The sequence below is a fragment of the Candidatus Francisella endociliophora genome, assembly GCF_000764555.1.
Taxonomy (GTDB): Bacteria; Pseudomonadota; Gammaproteobacteria; order Francisellales; family Francisellaceae; genus Francisella; species Francisella endociliophora.
Window position 1 is genome coordinate 629,178 of record NZ_CP009574.1, and the last position, 22,641, is coordinate 651,818.

The window sequence follows — 22,641 nt, forward strand, 5'->3', positions numbered from 1 at the left end:
AAAGTGTGGATAAACCACACTTTGTTGATTACTTAGATATTTATTTTTTGTCTTCTTCTACATCTTCAAAGTCAGCATCAACGACATCATCATCTTTTTTAGCTTCTTCAGCTTGAGCGCCTTGCTCTCCACCTGCTGCTTGAGCCTGCTCAGCATATGCTTTCTGAGCTATTGGAGAGAAAGCTTCTTCTAATGCTTTAGTTTTAGCTTCAATTGCTTCTTTATCATCTCCTTTAAGAACTTCTTCAATCTCCTTGCAAGCTGCTTCGATTTTTTCTTTTTCTTCTGCTGAAACTTTATCACCTAGCTCATTAATAGCCTTTCTTGAGCTATGAATTAAGTTATCAGCCGTATTTCTAGCAGCTACAAGCTCTTGGAACTTCTTATCAGACTCAGCATTTGCCTCTGCATCTTGTACCATTTTTTCAATCTCTTCTTCTGAGATACCGCCACAAGATTTGATTACGATATTTTGCTCTTTACCTGTAGCTTTATCTTTAGCTGAAACATTCATGATACCGTTTGCATCAACATCAAATGTAACCTCAATCTGTGGCATACCACGTGGTGCTGGTGGAATATCTGCTAAATCAAATCTACCTAAAGATTTGTTTGCAGAAGCCATTTCACGCTCACCTTGAAGTACATGTATAGTTACAGCAGGCTGGTTATCTTCAGCTGTTGAGAATACTTGTGACTTCTTAGTAGGGATAGTCGTATTTCTCTCAATAAGTTTAGTCATAACTCCACCCATAGTCTCAATACCTACTGATAATGGTGTTACATCTAATAAAAGTACATCTTTAACATCTCCAGAAAGAACACCACCTTGAATTGCTGCACCAACTGCTACAGCTTCATCAGGGTTCACATCTTTACGCGGCTCTTTACCAAAGAACTCTTTCACTTTCTCTTGTACTAGAGGCATACGCGTTTGTCCACCCACCAATAGTACTTCAGAGATATCTGACTTACTTAGACCTGCATCTTCAAGAGCTTTTCTACAAGGCTCTAATGATCTAGCAACTAGATCACCTACTAGAGATTCAAATTTAGCTCGAGTGATTTTGATATTTAAATGCTTAGGTCCTGTAGCATCAGCTGTAATATATGGTAAGTTCACATCTGTTTGGCTTGCAGAAGATAATTCAACTTTAGCTTTTTCTGCTGCCTCTCTAACTCTTTGTAGAGCTAGTTTATCGTTATGTAGATCTATACCTTGTTCTTTTTTGAACTCATCAATTAAGTAATCCATCAAAGCTAAGTCAAAGTCTTCACCACCTAGGAAAGTATCACCATTTGTAGATAATACTTCGATTTGGTTATCACCATCTACATCAGCAATCTCGATGATAGAGATATCAAATGTACCGCCACCTAAATCATATACAGCTACAGTTTGTTCGCCTTTTTTAGAGTCAACACCATAAGCTAGAGCTGCAGCAGTTGGCTCGTTGATAATTCTTTTAACATCAAGACCTGCAATTTTACCAGCATCTTTTGTAGCTTGTCTTTGGCTATCATTAAAGTATGCAGGAACTGTAATTACAGCTTCAGAAACAGTCTCACCTAAAAACTCCTCTGCTGTCTTTTTCATTTTTCTTAAGATCTCAGCAGATACTTGAGGTGGAGCCATTTTCTTGCCTTCTTTAGTAGAAACCCAAGCATCTCCATTATCAGCTTTTACAACTGCATAAGGTACTTTCTTTTTAATATCATCTTGTACTGCTTTGTCATCATACTTACGACCGATAAGTCTTTTGATAGCAAAGAAAGTATTATCAGGGTTTGTTACTGCTTGTCTTTTAGCAGATTGACCTACTAAGATCTCACCACCGTCAGCATAAGCTACAACTGAAGGTGTTGTTCTATGACCTTCTGCATTTTCAATAACTTTAGCACTTTTGCCATCCATGATAGCAAGACATGAGTTAGTAGTACCTAAGTCTATTCCTATTATTTTTCCCATTTTGTTCTCCTATTATTAAATTCTATTATTTAATTCGATTTAGTTTAAAATCATCTAACTTAATAGATGGGTATATTCTTTACTTTTTCAAGATTTTTTTTAATTTTTTACAACTATCACTTTAGCTGCTCTAACCACACGACCATTTAAGACATATCCCTTCTGAAACACATCAAAAACAATATTATCTTCAAGCCCTGGATTAGGAACCATTGCCATAGCTTCATGAACATTAGGATCAAACTTATCACCCTTTGGGTCAATTTCTTCTAGACCATTTTTCTTAAGGGTGTCTAGTAGCATTTTAGAAGTTAACTCTATCCCTTCCTTCATTGCTACAGCTTCTTCAAGTTTAACTTCATGCTTTAATGCTTCATTAATGCTATCAACAACAGGTAAAAGCTCTTTGGCAAATTTTTCTATACCAAACTTACGTGCATTAGAAACTTCTTTTTCCGCTCTTCTACGAATATTTTCCATTTCAGCCTTTGCTCTTAAAGCTTCATCTTTGAATGCGTCACATGTTTCTTCAAGCTCTTTAATAGTATCTTTTGATTTTTCTAATTGCTCTTCGGTAGAAAGCTCATTAAGTTCAGTATGTGTCTGCTCTTGTGCTTCTGATAAAAGCTCTTCTGCACTTAAATCATTTTCTTGAATATTGTCTTTTTTAGAATCTGTCATAAATATAACCTTTTATTTTTATCTTGTTGATACTACAATTTGTTAGATAATGCTTGTTTGAGTATTTTCAAGATAATTATTTATATTTTTTAAATTTGGTGCCTATGATTGATATGAAAACTTCAAAAAAGATAAGTATTTTTTTCCTTGCCATACTTATTTCAAGTTGCACGAATATCACTGCTAAACACTATCTTACAAAGAAATACTCAGATAATGTTGAATATAAAAAAGTAAAATTTAATTCTCTAAATAATTGGAATAATGCAAATCAGCTAAAATCATTTAATACATTTAAAAAATCTTGTAAGAAAATAATTGAAGAAAATGAACCAGAATATGCAAATTGGCAAAATGTTTGCCAAAAAGCAATTAGCACACACTTAAAAACTAATGGAGAAGCTAGACTCTTTTTTGAGTATGAATTTACACCATATCAAATAATATATAAAGATCAAAACACCGGAATATTTACAGGCTATTATGAACCTACTGTAAAAGGAAGCCTGGTCAAAACATTACAATACACTGTCCCGATTTATCGTACACCAGACAATTTGGCAAAAAAACCTAACGGTGATGATACATATTCTTTTGGTCGGTATAAAGGAGGAAAATTTGTTCCTTATTACTCTCGAGAACAAATAGCCAAAGGTAATCTCTTTGCCAAAAAAGACGTACTTGTTTGGGTGAAATCAAAAGTTGATAGAACATTTTTACAAATCCAAGGCTCAGGCAGAATACAGACCGATAGTGGAGATATTCTTATTGGCTATGATAGTCAAAATGGACACCCATACAAACCTATTGGTAAATACCTACTTGATCATGGATACATGTCAGTCAAAGAAATGTCTATGCAATCAATCAAAGCATGGCTAAATAACAATAAAGATAAAATTGATGAAGTTCTTAATTACGATCCGTCTTTTGTTTTCTTTAGGTATTTAGATCGTAAAAATGCAGTAGGTGCACAAGATGTTGAATTAACACCTGGTTATTCTTTAGCTGTTGATGATGAATTCTACCCATACGGAGTCCCGCTCTGGTTAGAAACAGATTATTTCAAAGATAATCATAATGACACACAACCTTTAGACCGTTTAATGATAGCTCAAGATACTGGTGGTGCTATTAGAGGAGCTATACGAGGAGATGTTTTCTGGGGGCATGGGAAACAAGCTGAATTTAACGCAGGTCACATGAACAATCGTGGCAAATTATGGATACTTTTACCAAATAACTAATATGAAACATATAAATACTATAATAATAGGTGGTGGAATTTCTGGCATTAGTTTTGCCCAGAAATTATCAAAAGCGAATATAGAAAACGTTATCTTTGAACCAAATAAAGTTGGGGGATGTATTGATTCTACAAGCTATGAAGATTTTTGGTTTGAGATGGGAGCTCACACTATATACAACTCTTACTCAGATACTATAGAGTATATTAAAACCAACTCTCTTGAAAAAGATATACAACCAAGAAAAAAGCTTCCTTTTTTATTTGTACAACCAAGCAATAAAATTGAAAGCATCTTCACAAACTTAAACCCTTTCACTTTAGTATTTAATTTTATTAAAAATAGAAATACTTCTAAAGAAAATAAAACGGTAAGTGAATATGCTAAAAAAGTTTTTGGAAAGTCTAATTATAACAAAACATTTAAATACTGTTTTAATGCTGTACTATCTCAAAATAGTGAAAGTTTCCCAATGGAGTATCTATTTAAAAAGTATGATAGAGATAAAACTTTACCAAGAAGTTTCACATTAAAAAATGGATTATCTGAGCTATTTGTAAATCATAAACAGCAAGTAATACATGAGAATGTCATCTCAGTAGCCCAAAAAGAAAATAAATGGATAATTCAAACTAATAATACAAGCTATTCAGCAGATAACTTATGCCTTGCAACTCCTTGGTATATAACTGAAGAACTTCTAAAAGACATAAAACCAAATATTGCAAAGCATAATTTTAGCCCTACCATGTCAAAACTTACCAGTATAGGAGTAGTTATTGAAAAAGCAGATCTAAAGCAGATCAAAAGTTTAGCTGGTCTAATAGGAAAAGAGCAATTTTTTTATTCGGCAGTTACTCGGGATGTAATAGAACATGATAAGCTCCGAGCAATAGTATTTCATTGTCATGATAATATCTCTCAAGAAGAATTAGTTAAAAAAATAATTGAGCTTCTAAAAATTTCAAAAAATGATATTTTACACACTTATATTAAAAATAACTCTTTACCTTGCTATCATCGTAATCACAGTATTTTTTTAAAAGATTTGGATAATGAGCTCAACAAAGATAGCTCTCTATATATCACAGGTAACTTCTTTGATCGATTAGCTATAGAAAACTGTATTAGACGCTCAAATAACCAAGCAAATAAAATTATTCAAAAAAGCACATCAATAATTTGATTATTAATATCTAAGAATGTATCATATAGTCTGCTTAAATTTTTAAATGCATGACAAATCAATTTGATTTGTGAAATTAAGAATTTTTTGCAAAAACTGAGTAATTGACAACAATAAATAAAGGAAAAAAGATGAAAACGTTTACTGCAAAACCATCAGACATCAAAAGAGAATGGCTTTTGATTGATGCTACAGATAAAACTTTAGGTCGTCTAGCTACAGAAGTAGCAATGATCCTAAGAGGTAAAAACAAGCCAGAATACACTCCACATATGGATACTGGTGACTATGTTGTTATCGTTAATGCTGAAAAAGTAGCTGTAACTGGTAACAAAAGAAAAGGCAAAATTTACCACCACCATACTGGATATATTGGCGGTATCAAATCAATCTCTTTTGAGAAGCTAATAGCAACTCATCCAGAAAGAGCTATTGAAAAAGCTGTTAAAGGCATGTTACCTAGAACTCCTCTAGGTCGTACAATGTTTAAAAAATTGAAAGTTTATGCAGGTGAAAATCACCCACATACAGCTCAACAACCTCAAGCTCACAATATTTAATAAAGGATGGTAAAAATGTCAGAATATAATTATGGTACAGGTCGTCGTAAAAGTTCTGTAGCTCGTGTGTTTATGAAAAAAGGTACTGGTCAATTTATCGTTAATGGTCTTCCATTAGAACAATACCTATGTCGCGAAACAGATTGCATGGTTGTAAAACAACCTTTAGAACTAACTAATAATACTGAAAACTTTGACTTCAAAGTAACTGTAAAAGGTGGTGGAACTACTGGTCAAGCAGGTGCTATCCGTCTTGGTGTTACTAGAGCTCTTATTGAGTTTGATGAAGATCTTAAATCAGCGCTTCGTGAAGCAGGATTTGTTACTCGTGATCCACGTAAAGTTGAGCGTAAGAAATTTGGTCTTAGAAAAGCTCGTAGAAGAAGACAATTCTCTAAGCGTTAATATATCTTTTTATATTATTTCTATTATTCTTTTTATTTCATTATTACTAGGAGGATAAAACCTTGGTTTTATATACAAAAAAGGATGATGTCTATAGTGATATAGCTCGTATGATTCTTCTTATCAAAGGAGCTAACGCAAAATTTATAGATGTTTCTGAAGATGAAAGTGCAAAGCATATAGAAGAGCTTAATATTATTACACCGAATGGTAATATACCAACTCTAAGCACGGATGAGTTTGCTGTATATAGGCTTGGTGTTATTATAGAAGCTATCGAAGATTTATACCCTTTTCCTCCGATGTTCCCTGTTTTTCCTAAACAACGTGCTAATGCTAGAATTTTGCTAGAGTACGTGAATAAAACATACCTACAGAATATTATCAAACTTCAAGATGGTAATATTGACGAGAAAGAGGCTGAACAAATCAAAATGATGATGCAAAAAGACATAATCAGCACATATAGAACTATAGTTAGTGAAAGAGAAATTAATGCAGAAAGCAATCCAGATGCTCAAAATATTAATGTATTAACTCTTATAATAACTTTTGTTTTTTATTATTTCATTAAACTAAAGATCTCTATTCCAACTAAAGATAAAAATGTAATTGCTGAAATCAAAGAACTATTAAGTGAACCAAACTTTATTCGTACCATTAAAGGAGAAGGAGCTTAACAATGGCTATGCTAAGAGCTTATGTTGCTAAAGCGACATACAACTGGTTGGTTGATCATGGGTTTACACCTTATGTATTAGTCGATACAGAATATGAGAATGTCGTCGTGCCGACAAACTATATAGATGAAGATAAAAAGATCTTATTAGACTTATCTCCTCAAGCTATACAAAATCTTAACATAGATGATAACCACATTTCTTTTGATGCTACTTTTGATGGTGAACCAATGTTGGTGAATCTACCCATCGAAGCTGTTCTTGAAGTATTTTCTAAAGAGACAGAACAAGGTATGTACGCTCGTGAATTTGGCTATGGTATCAATATTGATGAAGGAGAAGATGATGAAACAGCTAATCCTAAAAAGCCTGGTCAATCAAACTCAGATAATGTTCTTACTTTAGATTAACTCACCAAATACTTATCTTTCTAAAATTTCATACTCTTTTCTAAGAATAGACATTATATGAAATGATTCATACTTATTTTTTAAACTATTAAACTCATAATCTCGTAGCATTCCCTCTATAACAAAACCTAGAGACTTGTATATATGTATAGCTCGAGTATTAAAATCTTTAACATCAAGCCAGACTCTATGAGCTTGAGTATTCTTAAAAATCCAATTTAATATTAATTCAAAAGCAGCTTTACCATAACCTTTGCCTTTATATAAGGAGCTGATAGCAATTCGTTTAATATGAATAGAGTTATGTTTATTTAGTAGCTCTGTTATTATTACAAACCCAACCTTATTACCTAAAGAATCTTTAATAATAAAATATATAATATCATCATTTTTTAGTGCCTCTCTATGCTGGCTGTAAGTCCATTTCCCAATATATAAAGAATTTTCTGAATCATTCTCTATATCTAAAATAAACCTTATATCATTTTGGTCTGCAAGTTTTAATTGAATAGTTTCACATTTTGATATCATGTTATAGCTAAGTTATATAAAGAGTGCATACTATTTTAACAAGTTCCGTATGGATTTATAACTCTTTGCATGACTGTCTAAAACTCCTGCTTTTATTTAAAATTAACATTTCTACTCGATATATATTTTACATAACCATAAATGCACAGTACAATGAAATTACCTATAGTAAATGACTATAACTTATGCCTAAATGTCCTAAATGTGAAAAGTTTTTTACATCAAATGCTCTCAAAGATCATTTTGACTCATGCCAAGGTATACTTATATTTTCTAGATTTTCCAAATTTTATGATGCATTAGTTGAGATTGCGGAAAATCATAATTTACCTCATAGAAAATTATACAAAGTAGATCTTTGGATTCGTGACTATATTTTTAGTGCAAAATATAAAAACTATATTAGAAATAAAAATTCTAAATTTGCACTCTTTAATACCGATGATACTGCTCCCGCTGATATTTTCAAACAGCCTGATTACGCTATTGATTATTCGCTAGGAAGAACAAGACGTAACAAAGATTACTATGATGAATATGTTTTTGCTGATGTTAAAGCAAAAAATAAAGATGTGAAGGATATTGATCCAGAAAATGAATTTCATAGCAAGCATTTAACCAATAAGCTTTTAGAAGGAGGTAATCTTTTTCATGTACAAAACTTAAAAGGTGAAGACTTTTACTTTATAGGTGAGAGAGTACTTTTTTATGATGAACATGCTGGTAACCTAAAGTATCTCCAGGACAAAGCATATAAGAAAAGAGTAAAAAAGAATCCCCAGCTTAAACGCACTATTGAATATAATTTAGAAAAATATAAGAAGATTTTTGGTACAGATAATGTTTATCATATTCCAAATATTACATACCATCTTGATTGTCAAATGGCTTATATAAAGAAAGGGCATTTCTTAGTAAATAATTATGAACATTTAATAGACTCTTCGAAAGTTAATATTAGTAGTGAACTAAAAAAAATAATAAGAAAAAAACAAGAAGTAGCAGAAAGCATTGTGAGTTTTTTACAGATGCTTGGATTCGAAGCAAGGCTATATATCGGTTTCTATTCTAACGATATCGAGCAATTTAGCTTATGGAATTTAGCATTCGACAATGATAGTGAAGCTAAACAGAAACTAGATAATAATAATAATCGCTATTCAAATTTAATTAACGGCTTTCATTTTAAATCAAATAGAGATAACAAGGATTATTTTGTATGTGCACACACTAATAAAAGTAGGCATAGAGATCATCTAACTGGTATACTTAATAATTACAATATTGAACCTATTTTTGCTAAAAAAGATCGAGATCTTTCTTTTGAGGTAAAGTTAAGCACCCAAGAGTATCTAGCAAACTCTGCTGGTGCTATAAGATGTCAAACTAACTTTATGTATGTGGGACCATTACAATCATATAGTATGAAAAAATCATACAATATGAAAAATACTAAATTAGATCCTCTATTCGATGAGTATAGCGACGTATTGGAAGATTATTTTAGCTAAAATAGATGATTAAAATAATTACAATATTCTAATTCTGTTCAAATATAGATTTAACTGGCTTATAACTCTTTCTATGGATTTCCAGTACACCATATTTCTTAATATTTTCAAGATGATCTTTCGTAGGATAGCCTTTATGTTTTGCAAAACCATATTTTGGATATAGTTTATCATGCTCAAGGCATATCCTATCCCTATGGACTTTTGCTAGTATAGATGCTGCTGAGATTTCTACTATTTTTGAATCTCCTTTAACAATAGCTTCTGAGTTATAGTTCCAATTTGGTAATTTATTACCATCTACCAATACTTTATCAAATTGCTTCTGAAGATTATCCGCAACTTGTTTCATTGCTTTTAAAGTAGCCTGTAAAATATTTAGCTCATCAATCTCTTGAGGTGATATTTCAACAATTGAATATGCTTTAGCCTTAGCTATAATTTCACGATATAGAGCTTCTCGTTTTTTATCACTCAGTTTCTTTGAATCATTAAGCCCTTCAATTATATTATTCTGATCTAAAATAACTCCTGCAGCAACGACAGGTCCAGAAAGTGGGCCACGCCCAGCCTCATCTACCCCTAAAATAATCATATTATTTATCCTGATTTTCTAAAGATGTTAAAAAACCTCTTAATATATTTACTTCTTGACTCTCAAGTTCAGACCTTTGGAAAAGCCTTTTTACTTTATCCATGACATGACCAGGCTTTTCTTTATCCAAAAAACCTGACTTAATCATACTGTCTTCAAAGTGTTGATATAAGCCTTGTTGCTCTTTTACAGAAGCTTTTTTATGTAAGTGATTATATTCAGGAACATCTCTAATATCTGTTATCTCAATTGCCTGTCTATGTATTTCATACGCGACTAGTTGTACCGCCTGAGCTAGATTTAAAGATGTATAACCTTCATTAGATGGAATGTAGGCATGTACATTACTCATAAGCAGCTCTTCATTTAAAAGACCTGTCCTTTCTCTGCCAAAAAGTATTGCTATTTTCTCATTAGACTTCTGAACCTTCTTCAAAACTTTTGTCGCAACTTTGGCTATAGGCTCAATAGGTAAAGAAACCCTACGAACCCTTGCACTCGTACCTACAACATAGTCAATACCATCAAGAGCATCTTCCAGAGAATTAACAATCTTTGCATTTTTAACAACCTCTGTAGCGTGGCATGACAATGCAATTGCTTCATCATCAATACCTTTCCTAGGATTAACCAGCCATAAATTTGTTAAATTCATATTTAACATCGCTCTTGCTGTAGAACCAATATTACCACTATGAGACGGCTCAATAAGTACAATTCGAATATTATTAAATAGATTCGTTTTCATCTTTAGTTTCAACTATTAAGTTATATAAGTTTTTGGCATTTGGCGCATGCTCAAAATACCTTTGTGTTTCTTCTTTTTTTAAAAAAAGTGCTAATTGCTTTAATAGCTCCATATGAATATTAGAAATATTATCTGGGAAAAACACCCCTACTGCTATTTTTATAGCGTCTTTAATTGAGTCATCGTAGTAACCATTTTTAAGTGTCACGACAATAATTTTTGTAGTACTAAGGTTTTCAACTCGACAATGAGGTATGTATATATTTTTACCAATGTATGTATTACCTATCCTTTCTCGCTTATAGATGTTTTTCAGCACAATATCTTCATCAACATCTGAATAAGTATTTGCTAGCCTATTAGCAAGAAATTCAATCAAACGTTTTTTAGATTCAATATTTAGGTTAAGTATAATATTCTTCTTATCGATAAGAGCTTTTAAATTCATAGAAATATTTTTAGATAAATTGGAAAATGAAGAATTAAGTATTATTCGCCGTGATTTGTTCTCATTTTATCTTTATGTTTTTTAAGCTGACGAGCAAGCTTGTCTTCTAACATATCAATAGCAGCATATAAATCTTTATCTTCTGCTTTTGCAACAAATTCACTACCAGGGACAGTAACTATAGCTTCTGCAACTTGCTGATCTTTTTCTACAGCTAAGATAACTTTTGTTGATGTGATATGGTCAAAATACTGCCCCACTTTACCAACTTTTTCATTGACATAATTTTTGATTGCTTCAGTAACTTCTACGTGTCTACCAGTAATTTGAATATTCATATATAAACCTCCAGATTTGAACATCATGCTCATTCTATTTATGAGCCCTATTTTAATAATCACCAAAGTGATATACTTGTACCCACATTATACAAGCTAAATACTATAAAGAAAAGCTATGACTAACACTGTAAAGCAAATATTAAGCTCTTTGGCTCTTATAGCAGTTGCTGTAATGTCATTTATTATTTTTGCACCACTTTTTGTTTTTTTAATTATTTTTTTAATGATTTCATCATTTTTCTTGCGTAGAAAAATAATGAAAGAAAACCCAGAGTTCTTTAAGCAAAGAAAAACTAAAAAAGGTAGGGTAATAGATCAAGAAGAAGATGATGATTTTTTTGATAATTCAAATAATAAATTAAAATAAAAAATGTATACAAAAGACACTATTGTTGCAATAGCAACCCCTCAAGGTAATGGTGGTATTGGCATAATACGCATATCAGGAACAGATGCTCTAAAAATAGCTCAGAAACTAACTCGAAAAGAGCTTAAACCTCGCTATGCAACTTTTTGTAACATATACAGCCAAGATATTCAAGAAACTATAGATCATGGTATTGCTGTATTTTTTAATTCACCTTTTTCATATACAGGTGAAGATGTGGTAGAGATACAGGCTCATGGCAACCCTTTCGTACTCAACTTAATTATTAAGTCTGCTCTAGGTTATGGAGCAAGGATGGCAAAAGCAGGTGAATTTACAGAAAGAGCATTTATGAACGATAAACTAGATCTTGCTCAAGCTGAAGCGGTATCTGACATTATAAACGCCTCATCTGAAATAGCTGCTAAATCAGCTGCTAAATCACTACAAGGTGAATTTTCAAAAGAGATAAATAGCTTACTTGAAAAATTAATTTTCTTAAGAATGTACGTTGAGGCTTCTATAGACTTTCCAGAAGAAGAAATAAACTTCTTGGAAGACAAAAAAATACACAGTAGCTTAGCTGATATTTATAGTAATATCTTACAAGTACGAAATAGTTGTAAACAAGGAGCTATATTAGTAGAAGGCATTACCCTTATATTGGTTGGAAAACCTAATGCTGGTAAATCTAGTCTTCTAAATGCTTTAGCTGGTAAAGACTCAGCCATAGTTACAGCAATTGCTGGTACAACTAGAGATATCGTAAAAGAGCATATCCAAATAAATGGTGTGCCAATGCATATAATAGATACAGCTGGATTAAGAAGTAGTGATGATCTTATTGAAAGCGAAGGTATAAAACGAGCTATCAAAAAAATTCAAGAAGCTGACCAGGTACTTTTTGTTACAGATGACTATACTAATAGCAAAGTTAGATTTAGCGATATTAAAGACATAATTCCTGAATTCTATCAGCAGATTCCTAAAGATATAGACATAACATATGTACACAATAAGATAGATTTACTTAAAGAAACTCCTCAAAACCAAGATAATCATATTTATATATCAGCTGAAAATAATATTGGCATAGATAAATTAAAATCCCATATTCTCAAAAAAGTTGGCTACACAAACCAAAATGAAAGTATTTATACGGCCCGTGAAAGACATGTAACCGCTATAAATAAAGCATTTGAACATATAGAGCTAGCAAAAGAACAGCTTCAGCTTGGTAATGGGGAGCTCCTTGCAGAGGAGTTACTAATTGTACAAGAGTATTTAAATTCAATAACTGGAGAATTCACTTCTGATGATTTATTAGGAGAAATATTTTCAAGTTTTTGTATAGGTAAATAATTAAAGATCATTAAACCTTTTGCATGCAAGGCTTTAAAGAATATTAAAAATGATTTTGTGTGTAATTTTGTGATAAAGATAAAACTTTTCCACAGCTATCTACAGCTTTCTTAAAACTCTAACTGTGATGTGTGATGTATTGTTATAAGTGAAGAAATCTTGAAAATTATTCAAGCCAACACAGCGAAGTCCAATTTGACAGTCAACAGTACAGTCTATATACATTTTGGGCGTGCAATTTGAAAACTCAGTACTATTAGCATTAATAGGTTTATATAGCGCCCAAGTCGATGCATAATTATTAGAAGACCCTGACACAATATCGAATTGCAAAGCCAGCTCTCCTGAAGTTGACGTGAATCGAGGGAAACCATTAAAAACAAGCTCGTAAGCAAAACCTTGATTTAGTAATATGTAATTTATTCCTCTACTAACAAAAGAAGAACCATTATAAGAAGTACCATTCACTTCAACTAAATCTGATACGTTGTCTATAGTTCCGCCATCGATTGTGAATACAGAAACTTTACCTATATGATTTTTGTATAAATCTAGTAAAACCTTATCTGTAGTGTTCATAGCTCCAGCAAAATTAAAATTTGCTTCTGGTATAACTGCATCATCGCCTGCAGAATTCACTACAGTAACACTATTTATTGTTCGCGAAACACTTAAATTGCTTGTTTGTGCTGTGATATTTAGATCAGTTTTAAGTTGCTCTAAAGTTCGATTTACAAAAACACCTGCTTTTTTTTGTATTATGTCATCATTACTTGCATTAATGCTTTCAATATCTATAATGTTTTGTGGTTTAGATGTTATTGAAGACCAATCAATAGACGCCGTATATTCAGTATATCCAGAAGAATTATTTAAATTAAGTTCATCACTAACAAAATATAATACTCCTGTATCATTTTGTTTAACACTATCACCCTCCTGAACAGTAGCAGTAGTTAATGCAAATCTAGCTGTTTCATCAGTAACAGTCACTAATTTGCTAAATGCCGAGTTAGGTAATCTTGCAATATCTATAATTCCAGAAGTTATTCTCGAAGCATCGAAAGTTGCATTACCTTCAAGGACCTCATCAGCACCTGACCCAAAATTTTTATTAAAAGCTGTATTTTTATTAAAAACAGGCTCTTTATTAGATAACTCTGTTATAACATTTGCGGGTGTGTTAGCTACTTTAGATTTTTCATCATCGGTATAAGCATTAGTGTCTTGATTTGATTCATATTTTGTTTTTATTGATGAAGCTGTTTCAGATGATCCACCGCCACCAGTTCCAATATTCTCAGGAATAACACCCATATCTACTACACCTCTATAACTATTACTTGATCTGGACTATATTTATTTATATTTCTTATATATAAGTTTTCGCCAACTTTTTTGAGATAACTTTCTTTCTCTTTACTCTCTATTGGCCATCCTCTTAAAGAGGAATCGGGTAATGTAGCAGAGCTAAATATTTCAATGCCCCTTTCTCCTGTGTTCTTCATCATAAAAGTATCACCATCAGCGATACCAAATAAGGTAAGATCTATTTCTACATAATCAGAGCCTTGAGCTACTGTATAAGGATTTGTTGCCATAAAAATAATGTTTTGATATTTTTGTATATTATAATGCTGTTTTGTAATTGTGGATTTAAGAGTTTAATGCTGTTATTTCTGTTAACGTTAATGTTTTACTGTAGAATCTTAAATAACTAAATATAGCTTTCTTATATGTATTCTGCGGAGCATAATAACATAATTTATTATAAATAGTATTGATAATAGCTGCTGTCTTACCAGTTTCAGAATGCCATAATACGCCATCAATATAAATTTCCATTACTCCAGTTACAGCATTTTTTTGAAGTACCCAATCGTGGACACCAGTCCATTCAGATGTTGAAATAGCTTTAGATATTCTATTTGTAGCAAATGTAGTATCGTAACCGCAATCATAATATATATTATTATCACTCCAAGGTATATGAGCATTTATAACTGGCTTATTTCCTACACTTTCGTCATTTGTAAAGTAAATAAGAGATGTTACAGTTGCAGGTGTAAATAATTCTGCTCTAAATGCAACTGAGAGCTCATTACCAGATATATCAAAAGATGACCCAAAATCTAAATAATTATCAATACCATCAAATGATAATCCGTAAATTGTTTCTGTTGCCCCATAAATTGTAGCGTTATAGTTTCCTACTTCATCTATAACAATATTTTCATTAAAATGATTCATTGTATAATGAGATATTAAACCAACATTAATACTATTTGTTAATAATGTTCTAATTTCGCTAACTGAACTAGATAACAGAACATTATCTCTAAGACTCACCTGATATTCATAAGCTGCATCTTCTGTAAGTCCAGATATTGAATATGTGTCGCCAGTTTGCCAAGCTGATTCTATCCAAGTAGTGTTACCTTGTAATCTATATCTAAATTGATATTCAAGGTTTACAATATCACTAGATCCCAAATCAAAGATAATAGCTTTAATATTCCCAGTGGATGTCGTTGTTAGTGGTGCTATAGCACTTATTGTTGGAGCTACAATTTGCTCAAATACAAAATCAGTACTAAATGTTTGGTAACTTTCCACACCATCTCTAATAGCTGAAATAGTAGCTGTTACATCATAATCATCTGTGCCTATGTCTGCTTGTACTTCTGCTTGTGTTACGGTTATTGAGTTAGTGTTAACCTGTGTTGTAATAGTTCCTTGAGATACCCCAGATAAGAAGAATTCTAGTACAACTTGGTTGAGCGCATTATATTCTATAGTCGTTGCACCATCATAGTAATTAAGAAATAAAGCACCAGTTTCTGTTAATCTATTACGACTAGAAAAAGTTATTTTAATATCTTCTGCCGATACAGTTATACTTGTTGTAAGCGGATCTTGTCCGTTTATCTGAATATTCTTTGGCGGATAAGGTTTATAGTATCTCGGATCAAGTGTAATATCATAATTTGTAGTTGTTGTATAATCCAACTCAAAGCCATTTTTAAGAGTTAAAAACTTAATATCTAAGTCATCATTTAAGAAATATTTATCATTAGCTCTGTAGTTGCCTTGAGTAGCGAATAAATAAGCCCCAGTGCCGTGTTCTTGTGGGTATGTATCTAACAATCCCCTTTGGATTATAATGGTCTTGTTAACATAGTCTATAGCTTCGATATATATAACCTCATCATTAAGCATAGCGTACTTATCAGTTGATATTTTACTATTGTTGTATACATCAGAATAAGTTATAACTGTATCTATTTTTGATATATCTTGATTGATTAAGAAACCAGCTCCTAAGTCATAAGTATCAACTTGAGTATCTGTATCAATTCTTAATCTATAGTATTGATTATTATTGTCATTAATGGTTTGATGTATAAATGCAACTTCTGATCCGTCTTTAGCTCTAGCTTCAGCATCTCCCAAAATCGTAGCCATCTGATAGTATAATATATTATCAACTCTGCTAGGTACTTCTGTAGGTTGCTCTGGAACTGGTATAGGATCAACTGTTTGGTCTATTGTAGCTACATCTACCCATAAGTCTGATATTAATTTAAGTGTTACATATTTAGCTCTTAAAAAGCCTGTCTTTTGCTTAGATACAACCCTGAAGCCACGATTAGAATAACCACGCTGAGAAAATGAGAATATAACTAAGTTGCCTGCATTCAGTACATCAGCATGAATTGTAGCTTTAATTTCGATAGTCTCTGGACATGCGTTTAGCTTTCTTAATTCTCTATCAGCCAGCGATCTAGCGATACTTGGCTTTGTTACACCAGCGTAAGTTATTTTGCTTATGTTATGCCTGCCTAACTCTTCAAACATTCCAGTATCAAAAGCACTTTCAATATCTTTCTCATCATGTCTATCATCATTTGTATATTCAATATCAACCTGAGTAACTGCATCGCCAGCCTCAGACTGTGTAGCACTAATAAATTCAACCAAATAACCATTAGTATCTGATATCTCAAAAGCACCTGTGGGGTCTGTTTCTCGCATTAATACAAGGTTGTATTGTTGCGTATACTCATTAAAGTTAAGGTATATGTCGGCTTGCTTACATATCTCATCAATAAAATCTTGTACTACTGTAGGTTCTGTAATGTAATAAGATAAACCCAACCCCTCATCATATAGCCTATCTGCTACTGCTCTAAAGTTAGTATCATTAAAGTTGACTGGCCTGCCTTTTACTGGTGAACCATAATAAGTCAAAGTCTCTCTAATTATATGGACCGGATTAATACCACCAAAAACTTTAGCTTTCTCTTTATACCACATATCAGAGTAATCTAATTCTCTCTGTGTTCTTGCAGCCCAAATCTCAAGATTGCCAAAGTTTGAGCTATTACCAATATAGGCATTCTCTAAGCTTAATGTTGTTACATACAGATAAGCAGGCTCTTCTAATAGATCACTAGTTGAATTATTGAGCTTGCCATTAATTCCGAAGTAATTGTCGGCTGTTTGAGTTGGATGCCCATCCTTAATCCGAATAGGTGCTACAAAACCGCCCTCTTTATCTCTTGATCCGTAAAGATCGTACTGACCAACTGTAGCCGTAATATCATTAGAAGCTGTTAAGTCATAAGTTGTATTATAAAAAAGGTCTTTATCATTTGCTTTAATTCTTGTGATATTATCAACACCACCAAGACATAATACACCCCTAAGAGAGTAATAATACTCTACCCATTGCACTTGGCTTTTTTGAGAACTACCACCGAATAAAGCCATCTATTTAACCGCCTTTTTCTTAACTGCTTTGCTTACATAAAGCCTTATAATCGCATCTTTTTTGGTTAGTAATGTATCCTTATTAACGCCGCCTTTTTTAAGCTCTACAAGGCTAATATCATGCTTAGTACATATCTCATGAATACCACTTGCACAAGCTCCAACTTTTCTAAGGTCTGCATAAGTTATAAGCATTATTTAGAACCCCCACCTGTTGATTCTGTGCGGCTCTTAACTTCTGAATTAAAGCCACCATCAACTATAATGTTCATATTCTTTATTTTTCTTTCGCCAAAGAGTATTGGTATCGGACTTGATATAACCGCTCGAGGTATACTGTTCTGATCTATCGAAGCATCTGCTTTAATTTTGCTTTGATTGTTTTGTCTTTTCATGAAAAGAGTAGACAAGGCTACTAGCACAAAGCCAACTAAAAAACCGAACATAAGAGATAAATAAAAGTAAATATTTTATATTGTAAGAGTTATTGAGATATGCGGATTTTAGAAAGTTGAACGAGTAACAGCATTTAGGTTAGACATGTGAGGATAGCCTCCATATCTACGATAATTATTAAACTTATCCTTACAAGTCAAAGGCAACTTATCACAACCTGCATAGATTGATACTATTTTGCTATTAAGAAACTGGCTATCAAACACATTAGCAACTTTAATTGTTGTGCCTGTATGCTCTCTTATAACACTTGTGCGATATCCTGTGTCTGCTGATACAATATAACCACCGACATAATAACCATCTGCTTTGTCATTTGTATCAAGTGATATTGTAAGATTATCGCTACCAGTCATGATACTTCTTGTATCTACAAAGCTAGACTTATCAACTCCGCACTGTGTACAATATAATTGTAACGGACATCTTTTTGTAAATTGCTGAGTGCAAAACTCATCTTGTTGTTTATTTGGTAGTGTCTTAATCTGAAATGATACCCACTTATTGCCATCTCTAGTGCCTTTGGATAACTCGCCTTGTATAAGTAAAGGCCTATCACTTGCACTCTTATCATAGCCATACACTGATATGGTCCACTTCTTTAAGTCTTTACGGCGATAAAGATAGTCTGCTGAATGATCCATAGCTGATATCTTAACGCTCGCCGTGTTCTTGCTCTGCTCTGTCTCGCTTGTAACTTGTAAGTCTACTTCTAAGCTTGTAGCTTTATAAGTTATATTATCAATAGTCTTATCTCTTGAGCCTGAGAAAAAGTATAAATTCTCTCCATATTCAGACTCAATAGAAACTAAATACTGTGGATTTCCTAGTCTTACACTTCGCAATAATTCTAAAAATGTAGCCATATACTAAAGCTCCTTTTCTTCACGATGTAGTCTTAAGCAAGATAAATTAACCTTGTGAGTTCTTGAGCTGATATCTTCAATAGTTACAATATCGCTATTCAATCTAACAAGTAACATAAAACCAGTCTGAACTACTGATATATCGCTAGCTAAAGCTGTATCTAGTGTTAGAGTAAAATTGTAGTTAGCCGTATTATCAATATTGGTTACCTTTCTGAAGTGATAGTTGCCTTCAGCATCTAGAAAGTAAATATGAGCATCATTAAAACCTGTAGCGGTTGTATAGCTGTCTATTAATATTTGACTATAGTTTGTACCATTGAAGCCTAAAAATTCAAATTCATCTTTACGAGATAATAACCAAAATGGTTTTTGTTGACCGTTGCAGTCAAAAATAAAAGCTTTAAAGTCTTCAAGCAATGTTGTATCTATTATATGCTGTATACCGAAAATATCGTTGTTATAAAAACGATTTTCGGATATATCAAATAAGCCCATACCACTAGTTATGATATTAGTGTCTTGTGTTACTTCTCGGCTTTGCTCTTCAGTATATATCCAGTCATTAACATACAGATTATTATAAGTTGTAAATGGTATATTGCCGTTTTCTTTAGGTATCTGATTGGTAATAATCTGAACATCAAAAGTACTGTATTTATTAATATTCTGAATAGATATATTTTTAACAAACCCACTATATAAAGGTACTATTTGGAATCTATCATAATAGTTCTTAACTTCAGCTCTTAGATTAATTGTATCACCTGATATATTATCAATTTGCACCACTTCATAATTACGATTATCTTTATAGATTAAGATGTTCAAAGAGTCTTCAAAGCTTTCATTGTATATCTCTTCATAATCAATAGCTGTAGTGCCTATAGTTAGCTCTTTGTAAAAATATTTAGACTTCTCCCATAATGGGAAGCTATACTTTGATTTGAAGCTTTTTCTAGCATATTCATTAAGTAGAGCATAACCCTCTTGATCTATTAGCTGATAACTTCTATTAGCCTTGAAGCTAGGCACTTCTCTTAATGCTGTGCGATACTCTCTATCGTAGGCTTGTGATATATTAGTAAGAAACTCAAACGAGTCTGATTTTTCTTTATTCTGTTCAAATATCCATACTAATACTCTTGAGCCTTGCACCTTAATTGGTGTAGCTGTAGTAGTATAGTTAGATGTTACTGTACCATCTATTATAGGGTCGCCATCTGCTGAGGCTGTAATAGTTACTAGTATCTCTTGAGTTGGCTTTAGTGTGATAGTATCGTAGTTAATATCTATATTAGAAGTGTCTCCAATGAATGTCTTAGATGATAGCGTCTGCACTTCATTGGTAGCATTCCAAACATAAGCATTAATTGATACATCATCCGAGAAAGTACCAAAATTAAATATATGACCTTCACTGTCGTTAGGTGTAAGTGTGTTGATTATATATACGCCTGAATATACATAATCTACTGTATTATGAGTATCACTATAAACACCCTTGCCATAATCTTGAGTATAGCTAGGGTTAGTATCAGTTTTAGCACCGTGATTAGTTATTTCTGGTATAGGTATAATTTTATCGCCAATAGGCTCAACTGGTAAAGCACTTGCTAATACTGACGGTATAAATGTATCGTATGCAATACTCATTAGTCGTACCTTATTAAAACAACTTCTTGAGTGTTGGTTGGTCTGCCACCCCAAGAGCTAGATGTTCTTCTATATGTACTAATGTAATTATTTCCGGCTATTTGAACTGGTTTATTGTCTAGTAAATTATCTCCTCTACCTATAACTAATCTGTTATTTATTTTTGCAAATGGTTGACCGTTAATATATACCCTTAGAGGTTTTGCTAATGTTGAATAATATTCATCAACTAACATAAGACCAAGCCAACTATCAACACCATCATAGTCATAACCTGGGAGCTGAGAATTTGGCTGTATCATTCCATTAAAAGCTGTATCAGAATAAGCATTACCCTGCTTCACGATACTTGAGCCATCATAATATACTATATAAGAGTATGTATAATTATTTGAAAATCCGCTTCTATAAGAGCTTAATGTTTCAAATATTGCTGGGTTAAAACCTCCCCCAGAGTTTCTATTATTATAAGATGAATTGGTAACACACCATTGAGTACCTTTTGAATAAAAATAACTCTTAGAAAATTGAAATGCTGGTTTATATTGGGGGTAAACGTCTTGCTTTAGATATATTAGATCATCAGTAACTACAATAATAGTTTCATCAGAATCACTAAAATCATGCTTTGTATATGTTTGAATATAATTACTATATTCAGCACCAGCTTGGCTCCTACCCAAGGTACCAGCTACGTAACCAGTTGATATTGAAGTATACATAACATCTGAACCATTCCAATCAACATGGAAGTATAAACCGCTTCCATCTGTCCAAGATATACAGGTTTCACTGCCTACAACTTCGCTTGACCTTTCAACTGTGTAGCTGTTATCTGTCAACTCTTGAGCAAGAACCCCAAAAATATCTGTTATAGATGAAGGATTGTTTACTATTTGATAGCTCATTACACACTCTCCGTATCTATAGCAAACATTTCGCTAGCGCTTAAAGATTGATGCTGGCCAAAACAGATCCATACATTACCGCTTGATTCGGTAACTTCTGCCTCATTTCTATTTTCTTCACTTGATACTTGCCTTATGCCATCGAGATACCCAGCTTCACTACCTGAATGAACAACGGTTGATTCAAATAATTCATATTCATCAAGAGTTCCGTGTATTCTTTTAGGATGATGATTGCCAGAATAAAAAGCTAAATCACTCTTGTTTCTGAAAGGTAATATTCCAGCAGATGAACTATTCCCATGACCATTAGCATTTGATTGTTCATGAGTGATACAAGTAAACGAATATGAACTAGTATTTGTTCTTGATAGCGACTTTATATCATCGTTATACTTTACTGCTGTATAATTAGCTCCTTGGCCAAGTGAGCATAATGGTGCTATATATTGACTAGGACTACCATAAGGAAAGAAATATCCACAATACATCAAGTAATAAGATGATGAAAGAGACGTGTTGCACAAAATACGACCAGCATTAACATTCATCCAATAGTTACATGAATCATTAGAGTTAGTTAAGCATTGCCAGTTGCCTAGCAAGTTAGGTAAATATGTAGTATCTCCAGCGACATTATATACACCGCATCTAAATACCAAGTTATATAAGCCACTAGAGCTATTTTGATAGCTAAATAGTTCGATCTGCCACTGACTAGTGCCACCATGTCCAGTAGATTGAAGAAAGCTTCTATTTTCAACTGTAGCATCAGCAGGAGTTAGATTAAGATCTGCACTGGTAGGACTTGAAGTATTGCCGTTACACTCGATTAAAGTCCATCCGTTTGTAGTTGATAAGTCAAGTATTTTAGCTAGTAGATCAATATAATTTGTAGCTGTTCCTGTTTGATACATTTAGAATAAAAATTAGAATAAAAC

The 22,641-nt window shown here is 32.7% G+C and carries 25 protein-coding genes; 9 read left to right on the forward strand and 16 right to left on the reverse strand.

What is annotated here, in order from left to right; all coding sequences use genetic code 11:
- Nucleotides 1-40 precede the first annotated feature (40 nt).
- Both dnaK and grpE read right to left on the reverse strand, forming a co-directional pair.
- Nucleotides 41-1,969: a molecular chaperone DnaK gene (gene dnaK, locus QI37_RS03035; protein ID WP_040008431.1), complete on the reverse strand. Its 1,929-nt coding sequence runs from the start codon at nucleotides 1,967-1,969 to the stop codon at nucleotides 41-43.
- Nucleotides 1,970-2,068: 99 nt separating this feature from the next.
- A complete protein-coding gene (grpE, locus tag QI37_RS03040) occupies nucleotides 2,069-2,650 on the reverse strand; it encodes a nucleotide exchange factor GrpE (protein ID WP_040008433.1) in 582 nt (193 codons plus the stop codon).
- 113 nt (nucleotides 2,651-2,763) lie between these two features.
- Between grpE and mltA the strand changes: the two genes are divergently transcribed.
- The 6 genes from mltA (at nucleotide 2,764) to mglB (ending at nucleotide 7,138) form a co-directional block, all read left to right on the forward strand.
- On the forward strand, nucleotides 2,764-3,897 hold the full coding sequence (gene mltA / locus QI37_RS03045) for a murein transglycosylase A (protein WP_434061680.1): 1,134 nt from the start codon (nucleotides 2,764-2,766) through the stop codon (nucleotides 3,895-3,897).
- On the forward strand, nucleotides 3,890-5,083 hold the full coding sequence (locus tag QI37_RS03050) for an NAD(P)-binding protein (protein ID WP_040010670.1): 1,194 nt from the start codon (nucleotides 3,890-3,892) through the stop codon (nucleotides 5,081-5,083). The genes mltA and QI37_RS03050 overlap by 8 nt, the downstream gene beginning before the upstream one ends.
- 131 nt (nucleotides 5,084-5,214) lie before the next feature.
- On the forward strand, nucleotides 5,215-5,643 hold the full coding sequence (rplM, locus tag QI37_RS03055) for a 50S ribosomal protein L13 (protein ID WP_040008436.1): 429 nt from the start codon (nucleotides 5,215-5,217) through the stop codon (nucleotides 5,641-5,643).
- Between the two features lie 15 nt (nucleotides 5,644-5,658).
- Entirely contained in the window at nucleotides 5,659-6,048 is a 390-nt protein-coding gene (gene rpsI / locus QI37_RS03060; RefSeq protein WP_040008439.1) for a 30S ribosomal protein S9, read from the forward strand.
- A 62-nt stretch (nucleotides 6,049-6,110) separates the two neighbouring features.
- Nucleotides 6,111-6,728, forward strand: a complete 618-nt coding sequence (mglA, locus tag QI37_RS03065) for a transcriptional regulator MglA (RefSeq protein ID WP_081946976.1) — start codon at nucleotides 6,111-6,113, stop codon at nucleotides 6,726-6,728.
- 2 nt (nucleotides 6,729-6,730) lie between these two features.
- The gene (gene mglB / locus QI37_RS03070; RefSeq protein ID WP_040008440.1) at nucleotides 6,731-7,138 is read left to right on the forward strand and encodes a transcriptional regulator MglB; all 408 of its coding nucleotides are present in this window, start codon (nucleotides 6,731-6,733) and stop codon (nucleotides 7,136-7,138) included.
- Between the two features lie 12 nt (nucleotides 7,139-7,150).
- Here mglB and QI37_RS03075 read toward each other — a convergent pair whose 3' ends face one another.
- On the reverse strand, nucleotides 7,151-7,669 hold the full coding sequence (locus QI37_RS03075) for a GNAT family N-acetyltransferase (protein WP_040008443.1): 519 nt from the start codon (nucleotides 7,667-7,669) through the stop codon (nucleotides 7,151-7,153).
- Between the two features lie 185 nt (nucleotides 7,670-7,854).
- Between QI37_RS03075 and QI37_RS03080 the strand changes: the two genes are divergently transcribed.
- Entirely contained in the window at nucleotides 7,855-9,180 is a 1,326-nt protein-coding gene (locus QI37_RS03080) for a hypothetical protein (protein ID WP_040008445.1), read from the forward strand.
- A 28-nt stretch (nucleotides 9,181-9,208) separates the two neighbouring features.
- Here the strand turns inward: QI37_RS03080 and rnhB are convergent, their stop codons facing one another.
- Genes rnhB through hpf form a run of 4 tightly spaced genes read right to left on the reverse strand, consistent with a single transcriptional unit; the run spans nucleotide 9,209 to nucleotide 11,309 of the window.
- Nucleotides 9,209-9,775, reverse strand: coding sequence for a ribonuclease HII (gene rnhB / locus QI37_RS03085; RefSeq protein ID WP_040008448.1), 567 nt, complete (start codon nucleotides 9,773-9,775; stop codon nucleotides 9,209-9,211).
- A 1-nt stretch (nucleotide 9,776) separates the two neighbouring features.
- Nucleotides 9,777-10,523, reverse strand: coding sequence for an RNA methyltransferase (locus tag QI37_RS03090; protein WP_040008452.1), 747 nt, complete (start codon nucleotides 10,521-10,523; stop codon nucleotides 9,777-9,779).
- Nucleotides 10,504-10,971 (reverse strand): PTS sugar transporter subunit IIA, encoded by a 468-nt coding sequence (locus tag QI37_RS03095; protein WP_040008454.1) that lies wholly within the window; start codon nucleotides 10,969-10,971, stop codon nucleotides 10,504-10,506. The genes QI37_RS03090 and QI37_RS03095 overlap by 20 nt, the downstream gene beginning before the upstream one ends.
- A 41-nt stretch (nucleotides 10,972-11,012) precedes the next feature.
- A complete protein-coding gene (gene hpf, locus QI37_RS03100; RefSeq protein WP_040010672.1) occupies nucleotides 11,013-11,309 on the reverse strand; it encodes a ribosome hibernation-promoting factor, HPF/YfiA family in 297 nt (98 codons plus the stop codon).
- 118 nt (nucleotides 11,310-11,427) lie between these two features.
- Here hpf and QI37_RS03105 point away from each other — a divergent pair, with 118 nt between their 5' ends.
- Both QI37_RS03105 and mnmE read left to right on the forward strand, forming a co-directional pair.
- A complete protein-coding gene (locus QI37_RS03105; RefSeq protein WP_040008456.1) occupies nucleotides 11,428-11,679 on the forward strand; it encodes a DUF2852 domain-containing protein in 252 nt (83 codons plus the stop codon).
- A gap of 3 nt (nucleotides 11,680-11,682) precedes the next feature.
- Nucleotides 11,683-13,041, forward strand: a complete 1,359-nt coding sequence (gene mnmE / locus QI37_RS03110) for a tRNA uridine-5-carboxymethylaminomethyl(34) synthesis GTPase MnmE (RefSeq protein WP_040008458.1) — start codon at nucleotides 11,683-11,685, stop codon at nucleotides 13,039-13,041.
- 99 nt (nucleotides 13,042-13,140) lie between these two features.
- Here mnmE and QI37_RS03115 read toward each other — a convergent pair whose 3' ends face one another.
- The 9 genes from QI37_RS03115 to QI37_RS03155 form a co-directional block, all read right to left on the reverse strand.
- Complete coding sequence (locus QI37_RS03115) at nucleotides 13,141-14,358, reverse strand: hypothetical protein (protein ID WP_040008461.1); 1,218 nt, start codon at nucleotides 14,356-14,358, stop codon at nucleotides 13,141-13,143.
- Between the two features lie 5 nt (nucleotides 14,359-14,363).
- Nucleotides 14,364-14,642, reverse strand: a complete 279-nt coding sequence (locus QI37_RS03120) for a hypothetical protein (RefSeq protein ID WP_040008463.1) — start codon at nucleotides 14,640-14,642, stop codon at nucleotides 14,364-14,366.
- A 55-nt stretch (nucleotides 14,643-14,697) separates the two neighbouring features.
- Complete coding sequence (locus QI37_RS03125) at nucleotides 14,698-17,814, reverse strand: phage tail protein (protein WP_040008466.1); 3,117 nt, start codon at nucleotides 17,812-17,814, stop codon at nucleotides 14,698-14,700.
- Complete coding sequence (locus QI37_RS03130; protein WP_040008471.1) at nucleotides 17,815-18,009, reverse strand: hypothetical protein; 195 nt, start codon at nucleotides 18,007-18,009, stop codon at nucleotides 17,815-17,817.
- On the reverse strand, nucleotides 18,009-18,209 hold the full coding sequence (locus tag QI37_RS03135; RefSeq protein ID WP_144242702.1) for a hypothetical protein: 201 nt from the start codon (nucleotides 18,207-18,209) through the stop codon (nucleotides 18,009-18,011). The genes QI37_RS03130 and QI37_RS03135 overlap by 1 nt, the downstream gene beginning before the upstream one ends.
- Nucleotides 18,210-18,317: 108 nt before the next feature.
- Nucleotides 18,318-19,136 (reverse strand): phage BR0599 family protein, encoded by an 819-nt coding sequence (locus QI37_RS09895; protein ID WP_052399135.1) that lies wholly within the window; start codon nucleotides 19,134-19,136, stop codon nucleotides 18,318-18,320.
- A gap of 3 nt (nucleotides 19,137-19,139) precedes the next feature.
- Nucleotides 19,140-20,792: a hypothetical protein gene (locus QI37_RS03145; protein WP_040008478.1), complete on the reverse strand. Its 1,653-nt coding sequence runs from the start codon at nucleotides 20,790-20,792 to the stop codon at nucleotides 19,140-19,142.
- Nucleotides 20,792-21,700 (reverse strand): hypothetical protein, encoded by a 909-nt coding sequence (locus QI37_RS03150; RefSeq protein WP_040008480.1) that lies wholly within the window; start codon nucleotides 21,698-21,700, stop codon nucleotides 20,792-20,794. Before QI37_RS03150 ends, QI37_RS03145 begins: the two co-directional genes overlap by 1 nt.
- Complete coding sequence (locus QI37_RS03155) at nucleotides 21,700-22,617, reverse strand: hypothetical protein (protein ID WP_040008483.1); 918 nt, start codon at nucleotides 22,615-22,617, stop codon at nucleotides 21,700-21,702. The genes QI37_RS03150 and QI37_RS03155 overlap by 1 nt, the downstream gene beginning before the upstream one ends.
- Nucleotides 22,618-22,641 lie beyond the last annotated feature (24 nt).

Coding starts and splice junctions, on each gene's coding strand:
- dnaK (WP_040008431.1), bottom strand. CDS start 1,969: ATGGGAAAAATAATAGGAATAGACTTAGGTACTACTAACTCATGTCTT.
- grpE (WP_040008433.1), bottom strand. CDS start 2,650: ATGACAGATTCTAAAAAAGACAATATTCAAGAAAATGATTTAAGTGCA.
- mltA (WP_434061680.1), top strand. CDS start 2,764: ATGAAAACTTCAAAAAAGATAAGTATTTTTTTCCTTGCCATACTTATT.
- rplM (WP_040008436.1), top strand. CDS start 5,215: ATGAAAACGTTTACTGCAAAACCATCAGACATCAAAAGAGAATGGCTT.
- rpsI (WP_040008439.1), top strand. CDS start 5,659: ATGTCAGAATATAATTATGGTACAGGTCGTCGTAAAAGTTCTGTAGCT.
- mglB (WP_040008440.1), top strand. CDS start 6,731: ATGGCTATGCTAAGAGCTTATGTTGCTAAAGCGACATACAACTGGTTG.
- QI37_RS03075 (WP_040008443.1), bottom strand. CDS start 7,669: ATGATATCAAAATGTGAAACTATTCAATTAAAACTTGCAGACCAAAAT.
- QI37_RS03080 (WP_040008445.1), top strand. CDS start 7,855: ATGCCTAAATGTCCTAAATGTGAAAAGTTTTTTACATCAAATGCTCTC.
- rnhB (WP_040008448.1), bottom strand. CDS start 9,775: ATGATTATTTTAGGGGTAGATGAGGCTGGGCGTGGCCCACTTTCTGGA.
- QI37_RS03090 (WP_040008452.1), bottom strand. CDS start 10,523: ATGAAAACGAATCTATTTAATAATATTCGAATTGTACTTATTGAGCCG.
- QI37_RS03095 (WP_040008454.1), bottom strand. CDS start 10,971: ATGAATTTAAAAGCTCTTATCGATAAGAAGAATATTATACTTAACCTA.
- hpf (WP_040010672.1), bottom strand. CDS start 11,309: ATGAATATTCAAATTACTGGTAGACACGTAGAAGTTACTGAAGCAATC.
- QI37_RS03105 (WP_040008456.1), top strand. CDS start 11,428: ATGACTAACACTGTAAAGCAAATATTAAGCTCTTTGGCTCTTATAGCA.
- mnmE (WP_040008458.1), top strand. CDS start 11,683: ATGTATACAAAAGACACTATTGTTGCAATAGCAACCCCTCAAGGTAAT.
- QI37_RS03115 (WP_040008461.1), bottom strand. CDS start 14,358: ATGGGTGTTATTCCTGAGAATATTGGAACTGGTGGCGGTGGATCATCT.
- QI37_RS03120 (WP_040008463.1), bottom strand. CDS start 14,642: ATGGCAACAAATCCTTATACAGTAGCTCAAGGCTCTGATTATGTAGAA.
- QI37_RS03125 (WP_040008466.1), bottom strand. CDS start 17,814: ATGGCTTTATTCGGTGGTAGTTCTCAAAAAAGCCAAGTGCAATGGGTA.
- QI37_RS03130 (WP_040008471.1), bottom strand. CDS start 18,009: ATGCTTATAACTTATGCAGACCTTAGAAAAGTTGGAGCTTGTGCAAGT.
- QI37_RS03135 (WP_144242702.1), bottom strand. CDS start 18,209: ATGAAAAGACAAAACAATCAAAGCAAAATTAAAGCAGATGCTTCGATA.
- QI37_RS09895 (WP_052399135.1), bottom strand. CDS start 19,136: ATGGCTACATTTTTAGAATTATTGCGAAGTGTAAGACTAGGAAATCCA.
- QI37_RS03145 (WP_040008478.1), bottom strand. CDS start 20,792: ATGAGTATTGCATACGATACATTTATACCGTCAGTATTAGCAAGTGCT.
- QI37_RS03150 (WP_040008480.1), bottom strand. CDS start 21,700: ATGAGCTATCAAATAGTAAACAATCCTTCATCTATAACAGATATTTTT.
- QI37_RS03155 (WP_040008483.1), bottom strand. CDS start 22,617: ATGTATCAAACAGGAACAGCTACAAATTATATTGATCTACTAGCTAAA.